Genomic DNA, 25,110 nt, shown 5'->3' with positions numbered 1-25,110 from the left:
AGGGAAAGGTTTCTGCGGGGCGCTCACCGAGTGGCCGTATGGACCCACGAGTTCGCGAGCACGCACAGATCATCGCGAATCATTCGGCCGGTATCGAGGACGGGGACAACGTGGTCGTCGACGCGCACGGGACGGCCGGCGACCTCGTGACGGCGCTGTTCGAGCAGTGCGCTGACGTCGGCGCGAACCCGCTCTCGATCAATCAGCGGATGGGCGACCGCTTCCGGCGCGCGTACCTGCGGAACGCGGACCCCGAGGACTTCGAGTTGCCGAGTCACGAGATGGCGTTGTTCGAGGAGATGGACGTCTACGTCGCGATCCGCTCGGGCGCGAACGTGACGCAGACGAGCGACGTCGACAGCGACGTCCAGATGGCGTACGACAAGGCGCGACGGCCGCTCCTCGAGGAGCGACTGGGGAAGACGTGGGTGCTCACGCAGTACCCGACGGACTCGTTCGCGCAGCTCGCGGAGATGAGCACGGAAGCCTACGAGGGCTTCGTGTGGGATGCGGTGAACAAGGACTGGGAAGCCCAGGGCGCGTTCCAGCAGCAGATGGTGGACGTCCTGAACGACGGCGACGAGGTCCGCATCGTCTCCGGCGATTCCACGGACCTGACGATGAGCGTCGCGGGGAACACGACGCTGAACGACACCGCGGAACGCAACCTCCCCGGCGGCGAGGTGTTCACCGCGCCCGTGAAGGATTCCGTCGAGGGCGAGGTCCTGTTCGACAAACCGCTCTACCATCAGGGCCGCGAGATCACGGGCGTCCACCTCGTCTTCGAGGACGGCCAGGTCGTCGAGCACTCCGCCGAGAAAAACGAGGACGTCCTGACGGGCGTGCTCGACACGGACGAGGGCGCGCGCTACCTCGGCGAACTCGGCATCGGGATGAACCGCGACATCACCGAGTTCACGTACAACATGCTCTTCGACGAGAAGATGGGCGACACCGTCCACATGGCCGTCGGGCGCGCGTACGACGCCACCGTCGGCGACGAGAACGAACAGAACGACTCCGCGGTCCACGTCGACATGATCGTCGACATGAGCGAGGACTCCCGCATCGAGGTCGACGGCGAGGTCGTCCAGCGCAACGGGACGTTCCGGTTCGAGGACGGGTTCGAGGACGAGTAAGACGGACGGCTCGCCGCCGATTCAGCGGGCGACGAGTGCGTGCACGAGGCCGTCGGTCCCGCCGACGTACACGACGTCGTCGACGACGGCGGGTGCGCCAACCACCGCGTAGTCGGTGTCGTACGTCCAGCGCTCGGCCCCCGCCTCGGCGTCGAACGCGTGGAGGCTGTCGGTGCCCGCGTACACGACGCCGTCGGCGACGGTCGGTGCGGCGTTCGTCGACTCGCTCGTGGCCGTACGCCAGCGGACCGACCCGTCGGACCGGTCGAGCGCGTACATGACGCCGTCGTCGGACAGCAGGTACACGCTGTCGTCGGTGACTGCTGGCGAGGCTTGGAGGTCGACGTCGAACCGCCACCGTTCGCTTCCATCCGTTCGGTCGAGCGCGTACAGTCGACTGTCGGCGGCGTCGCCGTTGTAGAACGCGGCGTAGACGGTGTCGTCGTCGACCGTCGGCGCGGTGATACCGCCCTCGACGTCGTCGAAGCGAGTCCAGCGGCTCGTGCTGAGGGCGACGTCGTACGCGGGGCCGACGTCGTACGCGCCGAGCACGCCGGCCGGTGATGCGGCGTAGAGGACGCCGTCGACGACCGCTGGGTCGGCGGTGACTATCATCCCGACGGCTGCGTTCCCGAGCTCGTCGCCCGTCGACGCGTTGAGCATCGCGACATCGCCGTACAGGTTCCCGAAGAACGCGGCCCCGCGGGCCACCGCGGGTGCGACTGTGCACGAGTCAATCAGTTCCGTTCGCCAGACTCGGCCACCGTCGTTGGCGTCGACGGCGTGGGCGTGCAGGTCGTTCCCGCCGACGTAGACGGTGCCGTCGACGACGCTGGCCGGTGAGCGGGAGCCGTCGTCGATGCGGTACAGCCATTCGACGCTCCCGTCCGCGGCGTTCAGCGAGTACAGTCCGTGGGCGCTCCCACTCCCGGTTGTGTACACTGACCCGTCGACGACGGCGGGTTCGTTCGCTTCCTCGAAACTCACCGCTGTCGACCACGTCTCGGTCACGCCACCGGCCGGTCCGCTCTCGGTTCGCGCCCACCCGGTGTTCGCGAAGTCGTACTGGACGGTCGGCCAGTCGTCGTCGCTCCCGGCGTCGTCGCCGTCGTCGCCGCTTCCGGTGCGGTCGAGGATGCGGACGTCGTCGAACACCCACGCGGCGTCGCCGCTGCCGTAGAAGCCGATGCCGCCTTCGGTCGGCGCGCCGTCTGGTTCGGGCGCGCGGAGTTCGACCCACGGGTTCTGCGTGCCGATGGAGACGACGATGTCGTCGCTCGACGCCGCCCAGTCCACGGTGACGAGATAGAACCAGTCCTGCTGGAGGTCCACGTTCGCGCTCGCAATCGTCTCCTCGTCGTCGGGGGCGCGACTGTACTGGAGGCGGACTTCGTCGGCGGCGGGTTCGAACTCGAGCTCGTAGCGCCGCTGGAAGTCGTCGGGGTCGGCGATTGCGAAGCTGAACATCGCGTACCCGTTCCAGTTCCCGAACGTTCCGAACATCAGTTTGAACCGGTCACCTCGCTTCGGGTACGCGGGGAGACCCCGGTGTGACTGGAGGTCAGTGCCTTCGCCACCCTGGAACTGGAGCGCGTGTCGACCGTGGTTCACGTGGTCACCGACGACCGACCAGTTCGCCTTCGGGCCGTCGGCGGCGACGTACTCGGTGAGGTCGTCGTCCTCGAAGTCGTCGACTATCATCCCCGCGTCGTGGCCGTCGTCATCGCCACCTGTGTCGCCGTCGTCGCGGCTGAGTCGGACGCTGTCGAACGCCCACGCGGCGTCGCCACTGCCGTAGAAGCCGATGCCGCCTTGGGTCGGTGCGCCGTCTGGTTCGGGCGCGCGAAGGGTGGCGACGGTGGTCACGAGGTCCTGGACGGTGACCACGATGTCGTCGCTCGACGCCGCCCAGTCCACGGTCACTTCGTAGAACCCGTCCCTGCGGAGGTCCGCGCTCGCGCTGGCGATGGTCTCCTCGTCGCCTGGGGCGCGGCTGTACTGGAGGCGGACCTCGCTCTCGGCGGGCTCGAACTCGAGTTCGTAGCGGCGCTGGAAGTTATCTGGGTCGGCGATGCCGAAGCTGAACATCGCGTACCCGTCCCAGTTCCCGAGCGTCCCGAAGTCAAGGCGGATGCGGTCTCCGCGCTGTGGGTACGCGGGCAGGCCGCGATGGGACTGGATGTCGGCACCGTCGCCGCCCTGGAACTGGAGTGCGCGTCGACCGTCGTACGCGGAGAAGTCGACGATCGACCAGTTCGACTTCGGGCCGTCGGCGGCGACGTACTCGTCGAGGTCGCCGTCCAAGAAGTCGTCGACGACGGTTACGTACCGAGCGTCGTCGTCGCCGTCGTCGCCGTCGCTGCGGTCGTCGCAGTCGAGGATGGTGACGTAGTCGAACAGCCAGGCGGCGTCGCCGCTGCCGTAGAAGCCGATGCCGCCGCCGGTTGGTGCGTCGTCGGGTTCGCTCGCGCGGAGGGTCGTCCCGTCGTCGTCCGAGTCGGTGACGGTCGCAACGATGTCGTCGCTCGACGCCGCCCAGTCCACCTCGACGATCTGTCGGTCGCGGCCGTCGAACGACCGGGACGCGCTGGCGATGGTCTCCTCGTCGCCGGGAGCGCGGCTGTACTGGAGGCGGACCTCGCTCTCGGCGGGTTCGAACTCGAGTTCGTAGCGCCGCTGGAAGTTCTCGGAGTCGGCGATGGCGAAGCTGAACATCGCGTACCCGTCCCAGTTTCCGTAAGGGTAGAACAGGAACGAGAACCGGTCGCCGCGACGCGGGTACGTCCCGAGGCCGCTGTAGGACTGGAGGTCCGCGCCGTCGCCGCCCTGGAACTCGAGGACGCGGCCGTTGCGGAACGACGCGACCCGCCAGTTGGCCTTCGGGCCGTCCCTGGCGACGTACTCGTCGAGGTCGCCGTCCTGGAAGTCGTCGACGACGCAACGCGACCGTCCGCGCTCGCGGTGGCGTTTGCTGGCCCCGTGCCCCGCTCGCTCGCCGCTTCCGGCGGCGTGGCCGCTCGCGCCCGCGAACGCGCCAGCGCCGAGCGCCCGGAGCAGAAGCCGTCGGTCGATTCCTCGTCGTTCGTCGTCCGCGTGGCCCATGCCTCCTCTGGTGACGACCGCGGGGTTAAGCGCGGGAGATAGTTCGGGGTTTCCGGCAACGGGACGCGGAACCTACCCGAACCGAGCAGTCGGTTAGGAACGAGTAAACGACGGTACTGGACGTGGTAGCGGTTCGGAGAAACGTCGCGTTTCGAGCGGACTGCCGCGAGTCAGTTCCCGGGACAGCGGTCCTCGGCGTCGCTCGTCACCGGGCGACAGTCCCGAGTCGACGAGAAACGAGACGAGTTCGTCTACGGCGTGGCCGGTCAGCTTGGTGTGCCTTTCGGCGAAACCGGCGACCAGCGGCACGTAAGAGGACGAGAACTGAACGTGCAAGTAGCGGTCAGTCGTTTGCGGGTCGCGCTCGCGTCGTCTCGTCGACGTAGAGCGCACCGTCGAACGCGCGCCCGAGGTCGTACGTCGTCCAGTTCCCTGCGTCGTCAGGGGCGTAGTGGGCGCCGATGGCGTGCATCCGGTGGGCGTCCTGGAACCACTCCACCAGCCTGGAGTCCGCGCGAGCGCTCTCGAAATCCAGGTACGCGATGTCGTCGCCGAGCGCGTGCAGGTCCGCTTCCAGTGAGTCCGTGGGTTCGTCGACGCTGAACGCCCGGAGGCCACGGGTGCCGTCGGCGGTCTCGCCGATGGCCTGGAACGACCCGCTCCCGAACACGAGCGCGACGGGGTGGTAGGCGTCGCCGTGGTCGTCGTCGAGGTGCGAGCCGAGCGTCTCGACGGCGGTCTCGAGGTGCTCGGGGTGCATCGGATCGCGTGCGAGGTGGCCGTCGTGCGCCCACAGGACGACCGCGTCCGCGCCAGTGTACTCGAGCACCCAGTCGGTGGTGTCGGCCATCGCGCGGTCGCGCCTGGCGAGCGCGTCCGCGTCCGGCGGCCCGTCGGCGGTCGACTCGGCGAACGCGACGGCGTCGACCATCGAGCGGACGTGCTGTCGAGCCAGGCGCCACGCTCGCTCGTCGGTCGCGTCGACGAGCGCCTCCCGGTCGGCGTCGAACCGCGAGTTCGTTCGGTCGACGATCTCGCGGGCTCGCTTGAGCGTCACGGCGTCGTCGGTCTCACCGACGTACCCGTAGAGTCCGTCGGCGGCGAGCGCGTCCAGCCCCTCGATCGGGTCGCCGGCCGCGCGCTCGAGGAACGCGACGACGTGGTCGGCCGACGCGGCGGCGTACTGCGCGTCAACGCCCCAGAACGACACTTGCTCGTCGGGTTCGCGGTCGCGGTTGAACTCGCGGAGCCACTCGACGAACGCGACGAACGATTCGGTGCGCCACGTCCAGAACTGCATGCCTTCGACGACTTCCTCGGCGCTCCCCTCGCCGTCGCGGACGTACGCGTTCACGCGGCGGGCTTCGCCGAATCCGGCCTCGATGGCGAACGTCCGCAGTCCGTGGCGTTCGACGAGTTCGCGGACGAGCCGGTGTTTCAGCTCGAAGAACTCGCGGGTTCCGTGGGTGGATTCGCCCAGGCCGACGACGCGGACGTCGGCGAGTTCGTCGCACAGCGCTTCGAGCCCGTCGCCGTCGCTCGTGGGGTCGGTCGTTTCGAGTGCGAGCGAGTGGTCGTCGAGGGCGTCGAGTAGCCCGGTCGAATGGGTCATCGTCCTGACTTCTCCCGCGGGTGAAAAAAGTGCGCATAGAGGCTGCAAGATTCGCTCAAACAGCAACCGGACGAACGGACCCGTGGCTCGTGGTCAGTTCCCGGGGCCGCGGTCTTCCGCGTCGCTCGTGACGGGCCGGCCGTCCTCGGTGGGTGGGGCGACGTAGTCGACGAACTCGTCGACCGACGGGTCCTCGACGCGAACGCGGACGTGGATGTCGCCGAGTTCGTCAGGATTCCCGACGGCGAAGTTCACGACGCCCTGGAACGCGGCCTGTTTCTTGAGCGCGAACGCGAACGCGTCGCCGTCCCGGCCCGCTTCGAACTGGCCGCGGGCGGTGTCGAGTATCTCCTGGGCGTGCAGGCGCTCGCTGAAGTGCTCGAGCTGGTGCGTGGTCGCCAGTACTTCGCCGGGGTGTTCGGTGACGTCGGCGTCGGGGAAGAGGTTCGTGATGGCGTCGACGACGCGGTCGGTGACCTCGGTGTCGTTCACGGGCGCGGTTATCTCGACGTCCACCGAGTAGATCATGCGTCGACCTCCGTGACGGCGTCGGGGCCGTCCTCGAGGAGTGCCGTGATGCGGGCGCGGAACGACTCGAGCGTGTCGGTGTTGGTGATGGTGACGTCGGCGCGCGCCATGGCGTCGTCCATCCCGAACCCGCGTTCGCGGTCGTCGCGCTCGCGGAGCGTCTCGCCGACGTCGCCGTCGGTGTTGTCGCGACCGCGAGTACTGATGCGGTCTCTGCGGACGTCGAAGGGCGCTTCGATACTGACGAGTAGCCAGTCGTCGCCGAACGCTTCCTCGAAGCGGTCGGCTTCCACGCCGGAGCGGAGGCCGTCGACGAGCACGGTGTCGGTGCCGTCGAGGTGCTCGCGGATGATGGGGAGCGACCGTTGCGCGATGGCGTCGGGGCCGTTCTCCTCGCGGAGTGCTTGCGCGATCTCGCCGTGATGCGTCGCGGGGTCGAGGCCGCGGTCCCGGCACTCCTGGCGGATGACGTCCCCCATCGTCACCACGGGGATGCCGGCGTCGCGTGCGACCGCCGCAGCCTCGCCTTTCCCGCTTCCGGGCAGGCCGACGGTACCGATGACAGTCATTGGAGACGAATACTCGAGTCGGCGGCTTAACCCCACCGCTCTCGCGCGCCACGTCGCTCCTCGACGTCGTCCTCGACGAATCCGGGGTATGGGAGAAGACCCATACGCGTTCGCGGTGACCGTTCGAGTATGACCGACCAGCACTCGCTCGTCGTCCGCGTCATCTGGTTCTTCCTCGTCGGGTGGTGGCTCACGCTTCTCGCGATCAACGTCGCGTGGGTCCTGAACGTCACCATCATCCTCCTCCCGCTCGGCATCAAGATCATCAACCGCGTCCCGTACCTCCTCACGCTCAAACGCCGCGACACCGGGTTCGACCCGGACGGCGTCCCGCAGACGAGCCTCGTCCTGCGCGCCGTCTACTTCGTGTTCGTCGGGTGGTGGGCGAGCTTCATCTGGGCGAACGTCGCGTGGGCGCTCTGCGTCAGCGTCATCGGCATCCCCATCGGCATCTGGATGTTCGGCAAGCTCCCCTACGTCACGAGCCTCTACCGGCTCGACGCCTGAAATCCGAATCCGGACCGCTTTTTTGCTCGCGCCGTCCACACGACAACGAGGGCACGTAGCTCAGCCAGGATAGAGCGTCGGACTTCTAATCCGATGGTCATGGGTTCGAATCCCATCGTGCTCGCTACCTCCGAGCAGCACGAGGAGTAGCGACACAGGGGATTCGAAGCCTGCGAGTCGCAGCCCGCGCAGCGAACGCTGTGGGCGAGTGCGTCCGTGTCGCTTCGGTCTCGTCGTTTCCCGTTCGATTCCGTTGCTACAGTCGCGGTCGGTCGGCGGTGACGGTGATGCGGAACGCTTCGAGCGAGTTCGTCTGTCCGTCGATCGTCGCGTCGAACCGGCCGCCGCCAACGGTCCCGGCGAGGGACGCGCCCATGTGCACGTCGGACATGTACGGGATGGTGGTCGGGCCGACCGCCGAGATGTTCGTCGTGTTGTTCAGCCAGATCCACCCGCCGGGGAGGACGCCGTGGTTGGTGAGGGTCCCGCGGAGCTGGCCGTTCGTTTCAGTGATGTCCCAGTGTTGTTCGAACCATTGCTCCCAGGTATCCTGATCCTGGTAGACGCCCGCGGACCAGAGCGAGTACGTGTACTCCGGAATGCTGGAGCCGGTGAGTGCGGTGTTCCCGACGATGCTGAGGTGGAACGGGTTCGTTTCGCGGACGCCTCCGTACTGCTTGGGGGTTCCGACGGTGACTGCGACGGGGTAGGTGACGCTCGCGCGTTCGCCGTTCCGGAGTGCCTCGACGGTGGTCTGTCCCCGGTATTCGCCGTAGATTCCGTCGGCCGTCGCGCCACCGGGGGCGTTCGGTGCCGGCGCGCCGACGGGGTCCGCGGGGTTGGCTGTTGGGTTCGGCGCCGCGGTCGGTGCGTTCCCGGCGAGGCAGCCGGCGAGGAGCGTGACGCCGAGCCCGGTGGTGGCTGCGAGGAACTGTCTTCGCGAAGGGAAGTGGCCGCTCCCGCCGATGGCCGGGGTCGTTGTCATAGGTCCTTCAGGCGCCTTCAGGGGATAACCGGCGCTGTATACTTGATGCTCGTTGGTGTTGGTTTGGTCGATTCGCTGGCGATGCTGCCCTCTCGGTCGGCGGCGGACGACCGTGTCAGCCGCCGCGCTGGAGCCACCTCCGCCAGGCGCGTTCGTCGGTTCGCTGGAGTTCGACGTGCTGGTTCGTGCGAGCCCGAGCGACGGCGCGCGACCCGAGCCGTTTTGTCGTGACTGCGTGAACGTGTGCGTATGGACCACGGGTACTTCGAGGACGTGACGGTCGGTGAGGAGCACGCGTTCGGGTCGTACGAGGTGGACGAGGACGAGATCATCGAGTTCGGGGAGCGGTACGACCCGCAGGCGTTCCACACGGACCCGGAGGCGGCTCAGGAGTCGATGTTCGGCGAGTTGGTGGCGTCGGGGTGGCATACGTGCGCGATGACGATGCGGCTCCTGGTGGAGAACGAGCTGCAGGATACGAAGGCGATGGGTGCGATCGGCGTGGACGAGTTGCGGTGGAAGCAGCCGGTGTTCCCGGGCGACGAGTTGCGCGTGGAGACGCAGGTGTTGTCGAAGGAGGACTGGCAGCCCGGGGTGGGGTTGGTGCGGTCGCAGACGCGGACGTTGAATCAGGACGACCGCGAGGTGTGTTCGTTCGTCGGGCTCGTGTTGTACGAGAAGCGGGAGTGACCGCGTGCGGTCGTTCGACGTCCGGCGTGGCGAGCGTGTGCGGGGCTGTGTCGTGGTGGCGGTGGTTTTTCGAGGGGTGCGGGCGTCGCGGTCGGTATGAGTGACGCGTTCGAGCGGGCGGTCTTCTTCGACCTCGACCACACGCTCTTGACGTTCGAGACGGCGTACGCGACGGTGCTCCGGGAGGTGACCGAACGCCAGCTCGGTGGTGGCGACGAGGCGTTCGAGGTGACCTACAGCGACCGGTTCCTCGAGTTACTCGGCGATCACGCCGAGGAACCGTATCGGCGGGCGTTCGAACACGCGCTCGCAGCGCACGACTACGCCGACGCGGTGGCGTCCGTGGACGCGCTCGTCGAGACGCTCCGCGAGCGCGAGGTCGCTGGCGTTGCGCCGTCACCCGGCGTCGAGCGCGCGCTCGCGGAACTGCGCGACCGCGGGTACGGCGTGGGCGTGCTCACGAACGGCGTCCCCGGATTCCAGTTGGCGAAGCTCCGCGGGCACGACCTCGACGCGTACGTGGACGCGAGCGTGGTGTCCTACGAGGCGGGCGCGCACAAGCCCGACCCGGCGCCGTTCGCGCTCGCCGCGGAGCGCCTGCCGGCCGACGAGTACGTGATGATCGGTGACTCCTACGAGGCGGACGTCGCGGGCGCTCGCGAGGCCGGGTGGCGCGGCATCCACTACGCCCCGGGCGGCGACTCGCCCGGGAGCGACCCGCTCGCGTCGTTCGACGACCTCCTCGACCGACTGGAGTGACCGCGACGGCACCGCGACCGCGATTGGGCGTCAGTCGAACCCGGAGACGAGCGTGACGACCCACTGCGCGGGGTCGGCGCGGTCCCTGACTTCGACGGAGTCGATCCACTTCACCCACTGGAACCCGCGACGTCCGGGTGCGACGAGTCGGAGCGGGTAGCCGTGGCCGTGCGAGAGCCGGGCGTCGTCGACGTGCGTCGCGAGCAACGCGCGTTCGGCCTCCTCGCGCGGGAGGCTCCACCGGTATCCGGTGACGGACGTGAACCGAACCCAGTCGGCGTCGGGGTCTGCGTCCGCGGCGTCGAGGAGGTCGCCGACCTGGACGCCCCGCCAGTCGTGTTCGCTGTACCAGCCGCTCGTGCAGTCCAGGAGCGCGCGCTGCTCGCTCGTCGCGACGGCGTCGCCGGACGTCGTCCGGCTCCCCGAGGGACGTGGTCCCTCGTCGCCGAGGACGACGGATTCGTCGAGGTCGAGCCGCTCGTCGACGCGGCCGGTGACCGAGAGCGTCCAGTCGGCGGCGTCGACGGGGTCGGGGTCGTCGGCGACCCACGACGTGACGGGGAAGCGGTTCCCGTCGTCGCTCCCGCGTTCGGTCGACCCCGTGAACCGCCTTGCGGGCCCGAGGACGCGCGTGAGTCGCCACGCGACCGCGCCGGCGACGAGCGTCGCGGATAGCTTGAGGGCGTTCCGCCGGCTCGCGTCCTGCTTCGTCGGCGTCCGGAACCGCGAGTAGAGGTGGACGAGGAAGATGGGGACGAGTGCGATGCCGACGTACGCGTGCAGGACGAGGCCCGTGAACGGCCCGACCTGTTCGACGACGCCGAGCGTCCACGCGAGCCCGGTCGCGAGCGCGAGGACGGCGACGACCGTCAACGCCACCGAGATGCGGACGGTCCAGTTCCAGGACCCGGAGAGCCGGTGGCGGACGCGCGCGAGCTTCGCGGCGAGTGCGCCGACGAGGACGACGCCAGCGATGCCGTGGAGCCAGAACACCCACGCGTCGCTCGCGGTGCCGGCGAGGATGCTCGCGAACCCGGTGCTGGCTGCGACGACGACGCCCGCGAGGAGGACGGCGTCGACGAGTCGCGCGGGGAGCCACGTCGAGAACCGGGACACGCCCGTTCGTAGGGACTGGACGTGCATGAGTGTGCCACCCTGGGGATTTTGACCGTGCCCGTCGCAGGCTCGTGTATGCTCGTGGCCCTCTCGGTCGCGGACGTGATGACTCGGTCCGTGGAGACGATCTCGCCCGACGCGTCGCTCGCGGCGGCGGCGTCGCGGCTCGCCGAGGGGTACGGGTCGCTCGTCGTCGCGGGGAACGGCGACGCGGCCGGTATCCTCACGCAGTCGGACGTCGTGCGCGCGTTCGCGGCCGGTGACACCGAGGGGACCGTGGCGGACGCGATGTCGGCGCCGGCGCTCTCCGTGCACGCCGACGACGACCTCGCGGACGCAGCGAAGGTGCTCGGCGATGCGGACGTCGGACAGGTCGTCGTCGTGGACGACGCGGGCGACGTCGTGGGCGTGCTGTCGGCGACGACGGTCGTGGATTACGTGCCGGCGATCGCTCGCCGGCACGCCGTTCCGGGGACGCCGGACGACGCCGGGGCTGCCGGCGGGACGGCCGAGCCGGCGCGCGTCGGCGACCGCGACCGCCAGGGGCACGTCCGGAAGCCCGGGCGCGTGGACACGGCGTACGAGGAGAACGACTGGGCGTTCGAGTGGGACGGCGGCGACGGTATCGCGGTCGGGAACGTCGCGCGGTTCTCGAAACCGGTGACGGAGAGCGACGTCGAGGAGTTCGCGCACGCGACCGGCGACACGAACCGCCTGCACCTCGACGACGCGTTCGCCGAAGGCACGCGGTTCGGGCGTCGCATCGCGCACGGCGTCCTCACGCTCGGGCTCGTGTCCGCGGCGCTCGCGCGGATGCCTGGCGCCATCGTCTACCTCAGTCAGGACTGCTCGTACCTCGCTCCGGTCGACCTCGGCGAGCGCTGCATGGCGACGTGCCGGGTCGTCGACGACCTCGGCGACGACAAGTATCGGCTCGACGTCCAGGTGCACAACGGCGACGGCGAGACGCTACTGGAGGGCGGGAGCACCGTGCTCGTCGACGACATCCCCGAGCGGTAGCATCGGGCGAGGCGTGGGGCGAGTCACCGTCAGACGAGCAGCACGGCGAGCGCGATACCGATGAACACGACCTTGAGCGCGGTGTTGAGTGCGACGACCTTCGACCCGAAGCTCGCGCCCCAGATGCCGTACTGGAAGGGGATGGAGCGCTTGAACGTGGAGACGGCGAAGGAGACGATGCCGCCGACGAGCATCGTCGCGACTGCGGTCCTGGGCGTGAAGGGGCCGTCGGGGCCGACGAGCGGCGCGATGAAGAACGCGCCGCTGGTGGTGTCGACGGCGAACACGGCGACGACGCCGGCGGCGGCCCCGGGGAGCCCGAGCAGGCTCGTGAGGGGGTCGGCGAGGCCGGTGACGGCGTCGAACACCGCCGGGTAGCGTTCGACGACGACGAGCACGAGCGAGTAGACGACGAGGAGTCGCGGGACGACCCGGCGGAGCGTGGACTTCGTCGAGTCGAACGCCTCGCTCGCGCGCTCGCGGAGCGACGCGGGTTCCTCGTCGGTGGAATCGGTCGCTTCGTCGGTGGAACCGGTCGCTTCGTCGGTGGAACCGGTCGCTTCGTCGGTGGAACCGGTCGCTTCGTCGGTGGAATCGGTCGCTTCGTCGGTGGAATCGGTCGCTTCGTCGAGGGTGTCGTCGCTGGCTGGGTGGCCGCCGTCGCTTCGCGCGTCGTCGCTGGCGAGGTCGGCGGGCGTGGCGTCCGGGTCGACGTTCGCGGGCGAGAGGAAGAGTGCGCCGGCGAGGACGCCGGTGAGGGTGATGGCGAGGCTGATGGCGGCGCGCGCGCCGACGTACATGAGGCCGACCTCGAGGCCGAGGATCGGTATCAGGACGGGGACGTAGAACGTGAAGATGTGCTGGACGAACCCGAAGAACGTGTTGATGGTGACGGCGACGAGCGTCGCGCGGTCGTCGAGCGTCCCCGAGTCGCGCAGGGTGGCGAGCATCCCGTAGCCCGCAGTCGGGGAGGCGGCGGTGGTGACGACGGCGACGCCGGCTTCTGCGGGGAGGTTCGCCTGCTCGGTGAGTGGTTCGGCGAATCCGCGAACGCGGTCGACGACGCCGAACTCGACGGCGAGGTTCGCGAGCGTCACGCCGACCGCGATGAGCGCGGTGACGGTGAGGACTCGCGGGAGCACCTGCCCGAGGACGACGTCGAGGATGGACGCGTCGCTCACGCGTGGACGTCAGCACGGCGCGAGTAAAGTCGTCTCGATGTCCGCGCGCGACGACGGCGTCGACGGTGTCGGCGAGAGGTGGTGGGTCGGTGGTACCGTCAGTTGCTCGCGCACTCGTCGACCTTCTGCAGTTGCGCTTCGCCGTCCTCCTTGTGGGAGTTCGCGTCGGCGAGGTTCCCGTCGCTCGCCGCCGCGGCACTCTTCTCGAACGCGGTCGCGGCCTTCAGGAGGTGCGTGCTCTGGCACGCTGCGACGTCGATGCGCGCGGCGACGTCGTCCGGTGCGTTCGCGGCCGAGTCGGCGAACGTCGCGTCCGCCGTCTCGAAGTGCGCCTTCGCCTCCCCGAAGGACTCCTCGGCTGCCTCGTACTCCTTGGATTCGCTCCGCGAGCGCCCGGTCTCCAGGTCCTTCGCGCCGAGGATGGTCGCCTCGTACCCGCTGGTGAGCGCGTCGACCGTGTCGACGAGGGACGCGGTCTGCGTGACCGCAGCCTCGACCTTCGCGTACTCCACGCCGTCGACCGCGGCGAGACGGTCCTCGTTCACGCCCTCGAGCGCGTCCTCCGCGGTCGTCGTGCGCTCCTGGGCGGTCGTCGCCTTCGCTTTCGCGTCCCGGACGACCGACAGGGCGTCGTCGTAGTTCTCCGCGTCGAGCGCCGCCTGCGCGTCCTCGGCGAGCGCGTTCGCGTCGACAGTCAGGAGGATGCCGACGACGCGCGTCATCTCCGCGAGCACCGTCGCGAGGTTCCGGAGGGTCGCGATCTGCTTGGTCTGGGTCTCGGTCGCGGTCTCGCTCGCCGTGTCGAGCTGGCCGCGAGCCTCCTCGATGCCACCCAGGAGCGTCTCCTGGTCGAGGTCGACCTCGTCGGGCGAGTCGAGGTCGTCCTTGACCTTGTTCAGGCGGAGCGCAACCGCGTTCAGCGTACTCACCGCTTGCGCGATGTACAGCTCCGCGTCGTTCTCGTCGCTCGTCGTCGCGTCGCTCTCGTCGCCGGACCCACCGGCCCCGTCGCCGGACCCGCCGCCGGAGCCACCACCCGACTCACCGCCGTCGCCGTCGCCGCCGTCGCCCCCGGACGTCGGCGAGCTCGAACAGCCCGCGATGGCGCCCAAGCCGAGCGCCGTCATCGTGCCGAGCATGTCTCGTCGTTCCATACCGTCTCCTGCATCTACGGCCTCTTGAACGCGTTGGCAGTTTCGGTAGGTTCAGACTATCCGAACCGTTCACGACCGTTCACGCGGCCGAATCCGCGAGGACGTATCGTGGTCGTGTGGGTCTCTCACGGGGCGAGGACGGCGGCGACGCCGACGAGGACGAGGACGCCGAGGACGTCGCAGGCGTTCGTCACGACGGGGATGACGACGTCGTCCGGGTCGAGGCCGCGGACGTACGCGACGTACGTGGCGACGAGCGTGACGGCGACCGCGAGGACGGCGAGCGCGACGCCGGCGACGGTCGCGACGAGGACGACGCGGAGCGGCGAGAGGCGCGTGCTCCCGGCGACGAGCTCGGCCGTGACCCACGCGCCGGCGCCGACGGCGGGGAAGACGCTCGCGGCGAGCGCGAACGTCGCGACGGCGTTCCCGACGAGCGCGTCGTCGTCGGCCTCGAAGCTGACGGTGCCGAGGTGGACGGCGGTGGAGAGGCGCGCGGCGAGGACGCTCCCGAGGTTCCCGGCGGTCCCGATGGTGACGGGGACGAGCACGAGCAGCGACGGGGACGCGAGCAGGGTGTCCTCGACGCTCCCGAGGACGAGCCCGCTCCCGAGTTCGACCATGGAGAGCACGACGAGCAGCGGGAGGGTGGCGCGCGTGATGGCGCGCACCGTCCAGTGCTCTGGCATCTATATCCCTCCGAGGGCCGCGGCGACGATTCGCGTGGCGAGCAGGAGGACGGCGAGCCCGACGAAGTCCCCGGTCGTCGTCACGACGGGGCCGACGAACGTGTCGGGGTCGAGCCCGCGCCGGAACCCGACGATGACGACGGAGACGACCGCGACCGTGAGCGCGATGCCCGACATGATGCCGGCGAGGAGCGCGATGAGGACGAGCGCGAGGAGGCTCGCGGGGTTCGAGCCGAGTGCGGTGAGGGCGGCGTACGTCGCTATCGCGGCGAGCACGGACACGAGCACGCCGTTGGCGAGCGCAGCCGCGATGGCGCCGCGGAGCCGGTCGTCGTCGAGGTCGATCTTCGGTTCGAGCAAGCCCTGATGGAGGCCGGTGGCGAGGCGCGCGCCGAGGCTCCCGTAGACGTTCCCGCGCGTCGCGAGCAACGCGGGCACGAGCACGAGGAGGCCGGAGATGTCGCCGAGTTCCGCGCGCATCCCACCCAGCACCGCGCCCGCGAACAGGCCGCCGACGACGCTCGCGGCGAGCGCCGGCAGCGCCTCCCGATACGCGCTCGCGGCGACCTCGCGGACTGTCATACGCGACGCGACTCACTCCCGGGCCTTGACCCTTCCCCAGGCGGCGAACGTCCGAGCCCCGGTGGTCGGGAGCCGACCGGGTCGCGTCGGAAGCGACAGGTATTCCGAGCGTGCGTCCCGAGGAACGCACGATGACTGACACTGCGACCGCGAGCGACGACGACCGCGACGTCGCCGGCGCTGGCTGGTTGGCGGCTGAGGTTGGGTCGCTCGTGAGCGCGTCGGTCGCGTTCGCGCTCTGGCTCGACGGATCGACCGCGGTCGCGGTCCCCGGCGGGTCGGTGTCCGCGCTCGCGGTGACGTTCCTGTTGCTCGCACTCGCCGCGGTCGCCGCGGGTGGGAAGGCGAGCGTTCGCGGCCAGGGGCTGCGCGCGCTCGGACACGGCACGCTCGCGGTCGGGCTCGTCGTGCTCGCCGCCGGGAGCGGTATCGCACTCGTCGCGGTCGGCGGCTTCACCGTCACGGTCGGAACGCTCGGGGTCCTCGTCGCGGTCGGCGGCGCGAACCTCGTCGTCCTCGACGTCCTCCGGTAGGGCGAGACGCCTCGACGAGACGTTTCAACGGTCGGTCGAGCAGCCTCGACGAAGCTGCTTACAGCGGTTCGTCGAACTCGAACGCCGTCGAGTACCCGCGGAACCAGTCGCGGATGCGCGCGATGCGGTCGACGACGTGCCCGGGTTCGCCCGAGCGCGACAGCTCGTGGCCCTCCCGGGGGTAGCGGACGAGTCGGGTCGGCGTGCCGTGCTTGCGGAGGCCGCGGTAGAGGAGTTCCGCGCCGCCGATGGGGACGCGGTAGTCGGCCTCGGCGTGGAGGACGAGCGTCGGCGCGTCGATGGCGTCGGCGTGCATGGCGGGCGAGTGCTCGGAGAGGAACGCGGGGTCGGTCCACGGCGTCTCCCCGAAGTCGTCCTCGACGAGCTTGTACGCGGCGTCGGTCGACCCGTAGAACGACACGAGGTCGTAGACGCCGCGCTGGGGGGCGCCCGCGTCGAACCGGTCGGTGTGCGCGAGCAGCCACGCGGTCATGTACCCGCCGAACGAGCCGCCGGCGAGGAACAGCTCGTCGTCGTCGACGGCGTCGCGCTCGGTGACGTGGTCGACGCCCGCGAGGACGTCCGCGCCGGTGACCGCGCCCCAGTCGCACTCGATGGCGGCCTGGAACGCCTCGCCGTACCCCGTGGAGCCGCGGGGATTGCACGCGAACACGCAGAACCCGGCGGCGGCGAGCGTCTGGAACTCGTGCCACATCGTCCCCGACCCCGTCCACGTGGCGTGCGGGCCGCCGTGGACCTCGACGACGAGCGGCGCTGACTCCTCGGGGCCGAGTTCCGGAGGCGTGAACAGCCAGCCCTGGACGGTCGCGTCATCGACGCGCTCCACGTCCACGGGCTCGCCTGCGGCGTCGGCCGCCTCGCTCCCCGACCGGAGCGCGCTCGCGTCGCCCGCCGGGAACGACAACGCCTCGGGCTGGACGACCGCGCGCTCGTCGAGGTACGCCCGGTTGAGCGTCGAGAGCCGCGCCTCCTCCGCGCCACGGGGCGTCGCGGCGAAGACGTCGCCGGGGTGGTCCCACTCGCTCGCGGTGAACGCGAGGACGTCCGCGCTCGCGTCGAACCCGCTGCAGTGGGCGTCCTCGCCGACGACCACGGTCACGTCCTCGTCCGGCGGTGCGTCGGCTCCCGCAGGGGCGACCGGGACGCGACGCACGACGACGCTCCCCGTCTCCGGCGTCAGCACGTACACGGACTCGTCGCCGGGCCCGAACTGGACGGGGCCGTCGCCCGCGACCGTACGGTCCATTCCCGCGGTCGGCACGCGCACGTCGCCCGTCTCCGGGTCGTAGACGTGCACGTCGGCCTGCCGGAGCGTTCCGCGTTCCTCGGGCGTGGACGCGTACGCGACGCGGCCGTCGTCGGCGACCGCGACGCGGGGCGCCCACGAGGTGTCGCGGACGAGCGTCTCCACGTCGCCGTCGGGGTCGCGACGCCGGAGCGCGAACTCGGTCGTGTCGTCGGGGTCCGCATCCCCGTCCGCGGGGTCGCGCGCCCCGAAGTAGAGCGCGCCCTCGGCGCCCCACGCCGGCGCGGTGTGGTCGACGTCGCCGTCGGTGACCCGCGTCACCGCGTCGTCGCGGTCGAGGGCCGCGACGTAGACGTGCGAGCGCGTCCCGTCCGTGTACGACTGCGCGGCCCGGTAGACGGTGCGGTCGATCACGCGCGGGTCCGGCTCCTCGCGTTCATAGTCCTCGGCCACGTCGAGGTCGTCGCCGCGCTCGCGCTCGCCCGCCGTCGTCGACTGCAGGAACGCGATCCGGTTCCCCTCCGGCCCCCACGCGAGCGCGGACACGCCACCCGGCACGCTCGTCACCCGGCGCGCCTCGCCGCCGTCGACCGGGAGCACCCAGACGTCGGGCGCGCGGTCCTCGCCGCGGTCGGTCGCGAACGCGATGCGGTCCCCGCTCGGACTCCACCGCGGACACGCGTCCACGCCCGCCGCCGCCGTGAACCGACGGGGTTCCTCGCCACCGAGGTCGACGACGTACACGGACGCCTCGACGTCCTCGACGTCGGTCGCGTCGAACGTGTCGTCGTCCGATCCCCCGTCCTCCGACTCGTCGCGCTCGCCGCTATCGGTCTCGCCCTCGTCCACGCGCGCCGTCCGTCGGACGAACGCGACGGCGTCGCCGTCGGGCGACACGCGCGGGTCGCTCGGCGTCGCCAGCTCCAGGTAGTCCTCGGCGTCGACAGTCTTCATGCCTCGCCGAACGAAACGCACCCCCAAGGGGATTCGGGCTCCGGTACCGCGCGAGAACGCCCGCACCGACACGCGAACCGACGCGCCGCCGCGCTCAGTCGTCGTCGAACTCGACGCGCCCGCTCGTCGCCGACCGCAGGCGGTCCCGTAACCCCGGGGCGTCCTCGACGGGGACGCGCGCGTCGATGCGGACGCGCTCGCCGTACTCGGCGTCGAACTCGACGCCCGCGCTCTCGACGATACCGCGGACCGTCCCGGAGTCGTCGTAGTCGACGACCACCCGGACGCGCTCGTGGGGGCGTTCCTCGACGACGCCCGCGTCGTCGACGGCGTCCTTCACGGCCTGCGAGTACGAGCGCGCGAGCCCGCCGACGCCGAGGTTCGTCCCGCCGTAGTAGCGCGTGACGACGACCGCGACGTTCTCCAGCTCGCGCATCTGGAGGACGTTCAACATCGGCTTGCCCGCGCTCCCCGTGGGTTCGCCGTCGTCGCTCGAGTACTCCCGCAGCGGGTCGGCGCGCACGCGGTACGCGGGGACGTTGTGCGTCGCGTCCGGGTACTCGCGCCGTACCTCGTCGACGAACGCCTCCGCGTCCGCGACGGTGTCGACGGGCCGGGCGTGCCCGATGAACTCCGAGCCCTGCACCTCGAACGCCGCCTCGCCGCGGCCGTCGACGGTGTCGTACGCGTCGTCGGTCACGGGTCCGTTCCCGTCGGGTCGTCGTTCCGATTCTCAGCGGTCGGGTCGTCGGTTCGACTCTCGGTGGTCGGGTCGTCGTCGGTCGTTCGTTCGCCGTACAGGAGCGCGAGCAGGACGACGAGCGCAGTCGCCTCGACGACCTTGCTCACGAGCAGGAGCCAGTCCGCGACCAGGTGCTCGAACAGCGTCGCGACCGCGGTCCCGTGCGAGTGCGCGGTCGTCTCCCACGCCGGCGCGATGAGCGCCCCGCCCGTGCGGTGTCCGCCGAGGAACACCCACCCGAGCAGGTAACAGAGCATGAGGGCGACGCCGAGCGCGTACACGTAATCCCGACGCAGCCCCCACGCGGCGAGGCCGACGCCCGCGAGCACCGCGAGCGAGGACAGCACGAACAGTATCTGGAGGGGGTCGATGAAGGGCGTGCCCGCCTGCACGTAGACGAACAACCGCGGCCAGCCGACCCAGAGGTGGATGGCGGCCGTGACGAGCGACAACTGGAGCGCGCCCACGCGCAGCGCCGCATCCACGTTCTCGTCCATACCCACGCTCGGGGTTCGCGCTACCTCAACGCGTCGGTCCGCCCGCGGACGCGCCAGGCCGGGGACGCCGTACCGGGTCGTCGCGCGGTCACTGGAACTCGAGCTTGCGGACGAACGAGAGGTCCCGGAGCTCGTTGATGAGGTCGCCGGGGAGGTCGTGGTCGGTGACGATGTGGAGCTTGGGTTCGTCGGTGAACTCGGGGTCCTCGCTGATCGTCTGGCGGATGGAGACCTCGTGGTCGGCGAGGAGGCCGGTGACGGTGGCGACGATGCCGACGTCGTCGGCGTCGTCGACCGCGATGGAGAGCACGGTCAGGTCGAGCACGGGCGCGAGGTCCATGAGACTGGGCACCTGCGAGATGTTCTGGAAGATGCGCCTGAGTTCCTCGTCGTCGAGGATGGCGTCGGTCGTGGAGTCGACGACGCGGCGGTCGACGCCGATCTCGCGTGCGATGCCCGTGTTCGGTATCTCGATTCCCCCCGAGACCACTCGCCCGTCGTCGTTCACGGAGAACCCCCGTTCGAGGAGGAGGCGGATGACCGCCTGCTGGCTCGGCGACCCCTCGAACTTCTCCATGATCTCGTCGAACATCACGTGCATCGACGACGCCCGACGATTTATGATTGTGGTTGTCGCCCGCCTCTGGGCCGTGTGAACGGGCGTCTAACCGCCGCAAACGCTCGCAGAATACAAATTACGCTAGGATTTCTGGGGAACGAACGGCGACTGGGCGGGGGCGTCTTCGTTCGACGACCTGTCACGAACGCCGTTCGCGCGCGGTCAGCCCTCGCCGTAGCGAGTGGATGGCCCCTCGCCGCAGCGAGCAGATGGCCCCTCGCCGCAGCGAGGGGATGGGCCGTCAGCGAGCGAACAGGACGAGTCGGCCGAGCCACGCGACGCCCGCGAGCGACGTGACGAGACCGACGCCGACGAAGATGGCGTGGAAGAGCGTCTGGCGTTCCTTCACGAGGAACGCCGTCGTCGGGTCGTCGCGGTCGACGTACGCGGTGACGTTCGCACCCGGCGGGTGCTCGTCGACGACCCGGTTCGCCCACCCCTGGCCCTTCGAGACGCTCCCCGGCCCCGGAATCACGTTGTCGCCCTCGTAGGACTCGCCGTCGACCTCGTACCGGTAGACGACGTCCGGCCGATAGCTACGCGTGACGTCGCCGTCGCTGTCGCGGTCGGTCTCGACCACGACCTCGGCGCTGACGACCGTCGCGTCCACGGGCTCGCTGTTCTCGATCGCTCGCCGTTCCTCGACGTAGAGGTAGCCGCCGACGCCCGCGAACACGAGCCCGAAGACGACCATCAGGACGACCGCTGCCAGCGACCTCGCGACCATGCCGCATGGAGACGTGCCGACACGATGAAGCTATCCCCACGGAACGGCGTCGCCCTCGCGTCGACGCGGTCGCGACCGACCGCGGCCCTCGCGCTACAGTTCGCCCTTCGTGCTCGGGGTGTCGCTCCGCCGGTCGTCGAGCCGGGTCGCGTCGTCGAGCGTCCTCGCGAGCGCCTTGAACAACGCCTCTATCTCGTGGTGGGCGTTCGCGCCGTCGACCTCGGCGTGCAGCGTGACCCTGGCGTTCATCGCGAACGACCGCAGGAAGTGCTCGGCCATGTGGCTCGTCAGGCCGCCGACGCGCTCCTGGCTGAACGCGCCGTCGAACTCGAACAGCGGCCGGCCGGAGACGTCGACGACGACGCCCGCGACCGCCTCGTCGAGCGGGACCTTGCGGTCGGCGAACCGGCGGATGCCGCGCTTGTCGTCGAGCGCGTCCGCGAACGCCGACCCGAGCGTGATGGCGACGTCCTCGACGGTGTGGTGGTCGTCGACCTCCAGGTCGCCGTCGCAGCGCACCGTCACGTCGAACAGCCCGTGTTTCGCGAACGACGCGAGCATGTGGTCGAGGAATCCGATGCCGGTGTCGATCTCGCTGTCGCCGTCGCCGTCGATGGCGACGGTCACCTCCACGTCCGTCTCCGCCGTCGTTCGGGTGACGGCGGCGGTTCGGTCGGTCATACCTCGCGCTTGGAAGGGCGGACTCATAGCACTGGCGGGGCACAGCAGCTATCAGGGCTTTCTAGCTCACAGCTCGCAGGCCGCTCGCGACGCCTCCGCGACCTGACGGGGTGGTGCGTGTGACGTCGACGGGGTGTCGCGCGCGCTGGACCGCGGTCGGTGCGCGCGAGCAACTCGACGCCCGCAGAAACCCCAGCTTACCCCGGACGCATCAGGAAAAGTTCACATTATACGTTTGGTTCTCAGTTGCTATCGTATCGTTCCAGAAACGGCCGTAAAACGTCTAAAGCGCTCTCGAAGCGTTACGGCCAGTCGGTAAAATGACGAAACGCGGGTGAAACGTCGCGAATTCAACCGAACCCTCGACCCAGTTTATTATGGTATGGAATATAGGCGTAAGTGCCGACAAGGTGTCCAACATGTCCACGACCACTCCCTCCACGCCCGACCCCTCCGCGACCGACCCCTCAGCGACCGACCTGCGCTCTCGACTCGGCCTCGAGACGATCCTCAAGCCCGTCCGCGCGACCAGCTTCTACGCGGCACTCGCGCTCCCCCTCGCGTACGTGCCCCTGCTGGTCTCCGGGCTCGAGACCGTCTCGCAGACCACCACGTTCGCCCTCCTGCTCGGCCTGCACGTCCTCGCGCTCGCGGCCGGGCACGGACACCACCCCGGCGAGTAGGCACCCGACGGGCGAAGCGGACGACTCCCCTGGCATCGCACGACCCGCGCGCGCACCGGACTCCCACACCAACGCGGTGCGCGCCCCCACGGTCCCCGACCGGGTTGGACGAGTGGTCGTGGACATCCCCTTCCTCCACCTTCCCAACGAACACGCAGCCGCTGGCCTCTCCTCGCCCCTTCACGCGCCACTTCTCCGTTCACGCTCGCGTGCTCGCTACTCGTCGCCGAGCGCGTCCCGCGCGTCGGCGAGCGAGAACCGACCCTCGTAGAGCGCGCTCCCGACCACCGTCGCCGCCGCGCCCGCGTCGCGGAGCGCGAGGACGTCGTCGACGGTGGCGACGCCACCGCTCGCGACGACGGGGAGGTCGACCGCGTCGGCGAGCGCGCGCACCGGCTCGGTCGCGACGCCCTCCAGGCGTCCCTCGACGTCCACGTCCGTGAACAGGATGGCGCACGCACCCAGGTCCGCGTACCGCGTCGCCGCCTCGGCCGGGTCCAGGCCCGTCGACTCCGTCCACCCCTCGACGACGACCTCGCCGTCCTTCGCGTCCAGGCTCACGACGACCGAATCGGGATGCGTCTCGCTTATCTCCGCGACGATCTCGGGCGTCTGGACGGCGGCGGTCCCGAGGATGACGCGGTCGACGCCGCGGTCGAGGAGGTCGCGTGCGTCCGCAGCGGTCCGGATGCCGCCGCCGAGCTGGACGGGGACGTCGACCGCGTTCACGACGCGCTCGACCGCCGCCGCGTTCGCGCGCTCGCCCTCGAACGCCCCGTCGAGGTCCACGAGATGCAGCGTCTCCGCGCCCGCATCCACCCACCGTCGAGCGGCGTCGACGGGGTCGCCGTACGTCTTCTCGGTGCCTCGCTCGCCCTGGACGAGCTGGACGACCTCGCCGTCCTGGACGTCGACCGCGGGAACGACCTCGAACTCCGGGAACGGTTGCATACGCGGGGGACCGACGGCGGCGCGCAAGAACCCACCGGAATCCACGCCGTCGACCACGAGGTCGAGTACCGACGCTGGCAGCGACCGGAAGTCCTACCAGGGGCCGGTTGGAACGGGGTGACGAATGGTTGCCCTGTTGCTACTCGTCGGTATCGCGGTCGCCGTCTTCGTCGGGTTCAACATCGGCGGATCGTCGACGGGCGTGGCGTTCGGGCCCGCCGTCGGGAGCGACACCATCGGGAAAACTGGTGCGGCGGCGCTGATGAGTGCGTTCGCGCTCATCGGCGGCTGGACCGCCGGACGCGAGGTCATCACGACGATGTCCGACGGCATCGTGAACGTCTCGTTCACGCTCGCGGCGAGCGTCGCCATCCTGTTCTTCGTCGGGTTCGCGCTCCTCATCTCGAACCTCTTCGGCGTGCCCGCGTCGACGTCGATGACCGCCGTCGGCGCCATCGCCGGCATGGGCGCCGCCATCGGCGAACTCGACCTCGAGAAGATGGGCGAGATCGTCACGTGGTGGTTCGTCGCCCCCATCCTCGCGTTCTGGGTGTGCGCGATGATCGGGCGCTACCTCTATCCGTACCTCGCGTCGTCGTTCCCGCTCGGCACCGGCGAGTCGAGCGACACCGCCGAACGGATCGGGCAGTTCCTCGTCATCGCCATCGGCTGCTACATGGCGTACTCGGCGGGCGCGAGCAACGTCGCGAACGCCGTCGCGCCGCTCGTCGGCGCGAACGAGCTGTCGGCGAACAACGGCGTGTTCCTCGCGGGCGGCGCCATCGCGCTCGGCGCGTTCACCATCGCACGCCGGACGCTCGACACCGTCGGGAACGACCTCACGGACCTCCCGCTGCTCGCGTCGCTCATCGTCGAGGTCGTGAGCGCGAGCCTCATCACGTTCCTCTCGTTCATCGGTATCCCCGCGAGCCTCGCGGTGTCCGCGACGATGAGCATCGTCGGCCTCGGCTGGGGGCGCGCGACGCGCACCACCACCATCTCGGAGGCGGCGACGAAGGCCGTCGAGGGCCAGGGCATCGAGGACCCCGACGAGGAACCCGCCGAAGCGGGCGTGGCGATGAGTGCGCTGAACGCGGACGAACCGGGGAAGGACGTCGCACCCATCGGCGAGGAGGAACCCGACGAGTTGAACGCCAGCGACCTGTTCGACCCGCGAGCGACCGGCCGCGTCATCATGCTCTGGGTTGCCACGCCAAGCATCTCCGCGGGCGCGAGCTACGCGCTGTTCTCGACCGTCGACCTGCTCTGACCGGTCGACGGGCATCAAATCCGCGGCACGTCCGGGGACGCGCGTCTCGACGCCCCGAACGCCGAGTTCTCAATGGTCTTTCGTGATTTCGCAAACAGCAAGGTCTTAGGGGCGCGAACGCGAACAGTCTCGTTGATGCCCACGGTAGAATACCTCAATTACGAAGTGCTCGACGACAACGGCTGGGACATGGACGACGACGACCTCTTCGAGAAGGCCGGAGACGCCGGTCTCGACGGAGAGGACTACGGGTCCCTCGAAGTCAATCAGGGCGAATACATCCTCGAGGCCGCCGAGGCCCAGGGCTACGACTGGCCGTTCTCGTGCCGCGCGGGTGCCTGTGCGAACTGCGCAGCCATCGTCAAGGAGGGCGAGATCGACATGGACATGCAGCAGATCCTCAGCGACGAGGAGGTCGAAGAGAAGATGGTGCGGCTGACCTGTATCGGCAGCCCCGCTGCGGACGAGGTCAAGATCGTCTACAACGCAAAGCACCTCGACTACCTCCAGAACCGCGTCATCTGAAAGGGTCACTCCCTTCTCTCTGACTTGC

26 protein-coding genes and 1 tRNA gene are annotated in these 25,110 nt (G+C 69.8%); 10 read left to right on the top strand and 17 right to left on the bottom strand.

Features of this window, described 5'->3' with window-relative positions; all coding sequences use genetic code 11:
• Positions 1-38 precede the first annotated feature (38 nt).
• The gene (locus LI336_RS14720) at positions 39-1,139 is read left to right on the top strand and encodes an aminopeptidase (RefSeq protein ID WP_227133901.1); all 1,101 of its coding nucleotides are present in this window, start codon (positions 39-41) and stop codon (positions 1,137-1,139) included.
• Positions 1,140-1,160: 21 nt separating this feature from the next.
• Here the strand turns inward: LI336_RS14720 and LI336_RS14715 are convergent, their stop codons facing one another.
• The 4 genes from LI336_RS14715 to LI336_RS14700 form a co-directional block, all read right to left on the bottom strand.
• A complete protein-coding gene (locus tag LI336_RS14715) occupies positions 1,161-4,241 on the bottom strand; it encodes an outer membrane protein assembly factor BamB family protein (RefSeq protein WP_227133900.1) in 3,081 nt (1,026 codons plus the stop codon).
• 343 nt (positions 4,242-4,584) lie between these two features.
• The gene (locus LI336_RS14710; protein ID WP_227133899.1) at positions 4,585-5,853 is read right to left on the bottom strand and encodes an erythromycin esterase family protein; all 1,269 of its coding nucleotides are present in this window, start codon (positions 5,851-5,853) and stop codon (positions 4,585-4,587) included.
• A 93-nt stretch (positions 5,854-5,946) separates the two neighbouring features.
• The gene (locus LI336_RS14705; protein WP_227133898.1) at positions 5,947-6,381 is read right to left on the bottom strand and encodes an RNA-binding domain-containing protein; all 435 of its coding nucleotides are present in this window, start codon (positions 6,379-6,381) and stop codon (positions 5,947-5,949) included.
• The gene (locus tag LI336_RS14700) at positions 6,378-6,950 is read right to left on the bottom strand and encodes an AAA family ATPase (protein ID WP_227133897.1); all 573 of its coding nucleotides are present in this window, start codon (positions 6,948-6,950) and stop codon (positions 6,378-6,380) included. Before LI336_RS14700 ends, LI336_RS14705 begins: the two co-directional genes overlap by 4 nt.
• 129 nt (positions 6,951-7,079) lie before the next feature.
• Between LI336_RS14700 and LI336_RS14695 the strand changes: the two genes are divergently transcribed.
• Positions 7,080-7,457 (top strand): YccF domain-containing protein, encoded by a 378-nt coding sequence (locus LI336_RS14695; protein WP_227133895.1) that lies wholly within the window; start codon positions 7,080-7,082, stop codon positions 7,455-7,457.
• A gap of 49 nt (positions 7,458-7,506) precedes the next feature.
• A tRNA-Arg gene (locus tag LI336_RS14690) sits at positions 7,507-7,581 on the top strand.
• A gap of 132 nt (positions 7,582-7,713) precedes the next feature.
• Here LI336_RS14690 and LI336_RS14685 read toward each other — a convergent pair.
• Positions 7,714-8,442 carry a hypothetical protein gene (locus LI336_RS14685; RefSeq protein WP_227133894.1) on the bottom strand — a complete coding sequence of 243 codons (729 nt, stop codon included), beginning with the start codon at positions 8,440-8,442 and terminating at the stop codon, positions 7,714-7,716.
• A gap of 249 nt (positions 8,443-8,691) precedes the next feature.
• Here LI336_RS14685 and LI336_RS14680 point away from each other — a divergent pair, with 249 nt between their 5' ends.
• Complete coding sequence (locus LI336_RS14680) at positions 8,692-9,132, top strand: MaoC family dehydratase (protein WP_227133893.1); 441 nt, start codon at positions 8,692-8,694, stop codon at positions 9,130-9,132.
• A gap of 96 nt (positions 9,133-9,228) precedes the next feature.
• Positions 9,229-9,891 carry an HAD family hydrolase gene (locus LI336_RS14675; RefSeq protein WP_227133892.1) on the top strand — a complete coding sequence of 221 codons (663 nt, stop codon included), beginning with the start codon at positions 9,229-9,231 and terminating at the stop codon, positions 9,889-9,891.
• 30 nt (positions 9,892-9,921) lie between these two features.
• Here LI336_RS14675 and LI336_RS14670 read toward each other — a convergent pair whose 3' ends face one another.
• A complete protein-coding gene (locus tag LI336_RS14670; protein ID WP_227133891.1) occupies positions 9,922-11,034 on the bottom strand; it encodes a molybdopterin-dependent oxidoreductase in 1,113 nt (370 codons plus the stop codon).
• Positions 11,035-11,082: 48 nt separating this feature from the next.
• On the opposite strand from LI336_RS14670, the gene LI336_RS14665 reads away from it, so the two are divergent.
• A complete protein-coding gene (locus LI336_RS14665) occupies positions 11,083-12,027 on the top strand; it encodes a CBS domain-containing protein (RefSeq protein WP_227133890.1) in 945 nt (314 codons plus the stop codon).
• Between the two features lie 29 nt (positions 12,028-12,056).
• On the opposite strand, the gene LI336_RS14660 is transcribed toward LI336_RS14665, so the two are convergent.
• The 4 genes from LI336_RS14660 to LI336_RS14645 form a co-directional block, all read right to left on the bottom strand.
• On the bottom strand, positions 12,057-13,208 hold the full coding sequence (locus tag LI336_RS14660; RefSeq protein WP_227133889.1) for a nucleoside recognition protein: 1,152 nt from the start codon (positions 13,206-13,208) through the stop codon (positions 12,057-12,059).
• Between the two features lie 98 nt (positions 13,209-13,306).
• Positions 13,307-14,362 carry a hypothetical protein gene (locus LI336_RS14655; protein WP_227133887.1) on the bottom strand — a complete coding sequence of 352 codons (1,056 nt, stop codon included), beginning with the start codon at positions 14,360-14,362 and terminating at the stop codon, positions 13,307-13,309.
• 125 nt (positions 14,363-14,487) lie between these two features.
• Entirely contained in the window at positions 14,488-15,051 is a 564-nt protein-coding gene (locus LI336_RS14650) for a magnesium transporter (protein WP_227133886.1), read from the bottom strand.
• Positions 15,052-15,633, bottom strand: a complete 582-nt coding sequence (locus LI336_RS14645) for a magnesium transporter (RefSeq protein ID WP_227133885.1) — start codon at positions 15,631-15,633, stop codon at positions 15,052-15,054.
• 131 nt (positions 15,634-15,764) lie between these two features.
• Here LI336_RS14645 and LI336_RS14640 point away from each other — a divergent pair, with 131 nt between their 5' ends.
• Complete coding sequence (locus tag LI336_RS14640; RefSeq protein WP_227133884.1) at positions 15,765-16,166, top strand: hypothetical protein; 402 nt, start codon at positions 15,765-15,767, stop codon at positions 16,164-16,166.
• Between the two features lie 58 nt (positions 16,167-16,224).
• Here the strand turns inward: LI336_RS14640 and LI336_RS14635 are convergent, their stop codons facing one another.
• The 6 genes from LI336_RS14635 to hisB form a co-directional block, all read right to left on the bottom strand.
• Positions 16,225-18,387 (bottom strand): S9 family peptidase, encoded by a 2,163-nt coding sequence (locus tag LI336_RS14635; RefSeq protein ID WP_227133882.1) that lies wholly within the window; start codon positions 18,385-18,387, stop codon positions 16,225-16,227.
• A gap of 94 nt (positions 18,388-18,481) precedes the next feature.
• A complete protein-coding gene (locus LI336_RS14630) occupies positions 18,482-19,087 on the bottom strand; it encodes an IMPACT family protein (protein ID WP_227133881.1) in 606 nt (201 codons plus the stop codon).
• Positions 19,084-19,626 carry a hypothetical protein gene (locus LI336_RS14625; RefSeq protein ID WP_227133880.1) on the bottom strand — a complete coding sequence of 181 codons (543 nt, stop codon included), beginning with the start codon at positions 19,624-19,626 and terminating at the stop codon, positions 19,084-19,086. The genes LI336_RS14630 and LI336_RS14625 overlap by 4 nt, the downstream gene beginning before the upstream one ends.
• Before the next feature lie 88 nt (positions 19,627-19,714).
• A complete protein-coding gene (gene trpY, locus LI336_RS14620) occupies positions 19,715-20,218 on the bottom strand; it encodes a TrpY family transcription regulator (RefSeq protein WP_227133879.1) in 504 nt (167 codons plus the stop codon).
• 268 nt (positions 20,219-20,486) lie between these two features.
• Positions 20,487-20,972 (bottom strand): DUF3592 domain-containing protein, encoded by a 486-nt coding sequence (locus LI336_RS14615; protein ID WP_227133878.1) that lies wholly within the window; start codon positions 20,970-20,972, stop codon positions 20,487-20,489.
• Positions 20,973-21,065: 93 nt separating this feature from the next.
• Entirely contained in the window at positions 21,066-21,653 is a 588-nt protein-coding gene (gene hisB / locus LI336_RS14610) for an imidazoleglycerol-phosphate dehydratase HisB (RefSeq protein WP_227133877.1), read from the bottom strand.
• Positions 21,654-22,072: 419 nt separating this feature from the next.
• Between hisB and LI336_RS14605 the strand changes: the two genes are divergently transcribed.
• Complete coding sequence (locus tag LI336_RS14605; protein ID WP_227133876.1) at positions 22,073-22,336, top strand: DUF8028 family protein; 264 nt, start codon at positions 22,073-22,075, stop codon at positions 22,334-22,336.
• Positions 22,337-22,552: 216 nt separating this feature from the next.
• On the opposite strand, the gene hisA is transcribed toward LI336_RS14605, so the two are convergent.
• Complete coding sequence (gene hisA / locus LI336_RS14600) at positions 22,553-23,287, bottom strand: 1-(5-phosphoribosyl)-5-[(5-phosphoribosylamino)methylideneamino]imidazole-4-carboxamide isomerase (protein ID WP_227133875.1); 735 nt, start codon at positions 23,285-23,287, stop codon at positions 22,553-22,555.
• A 124-nt stretch (positions 23,288-23,411) separates the two neighbouring features.
• Here hisA and LI336_RS14595 point away from each other — a divergent pair, with 124 nt between their 5' ends.
• Both LI336_RS14595 and fer read left to right on the top strand, forming a co-directional pair.
• On the top strand, positions 23,412-24,557 hold the full coding sequence (locus LI336_RS14595) for an inorganic phosphate transporter (RefSeq protein ID WP_227133874.1): 1,146 nt from the start codon (positions 23,412-23,414) through the stop codon (positions 24,555-24,557).
• Positions 24,558-24,692: 135 nt separating this feature from the next.
• Complete coding sequence (gene fer, locus LI336_RS14590) at positions 24,693-25,082, top strand: ferredoxin Fer (RefSeq protein ID WP_227133873.1); 390 nt, start codon at positions 24,693-24,695, stop codon at positions 25,080-25,082.
• Positions 25,083-25,110: the final 28 nt, after the last annotated feature.

Source organism: Halorubellus salinus (genome assembly GCF_020567525.1).
Lineage (GTDB): Archaea > Halobacteriota > Halobacteria > Halobacteriales > Natrialbaceae > Halorubellus > Halorubellus salinus.
This window is presented reverse-complemented; position numbering and strand designations above follow the sequence as displayed.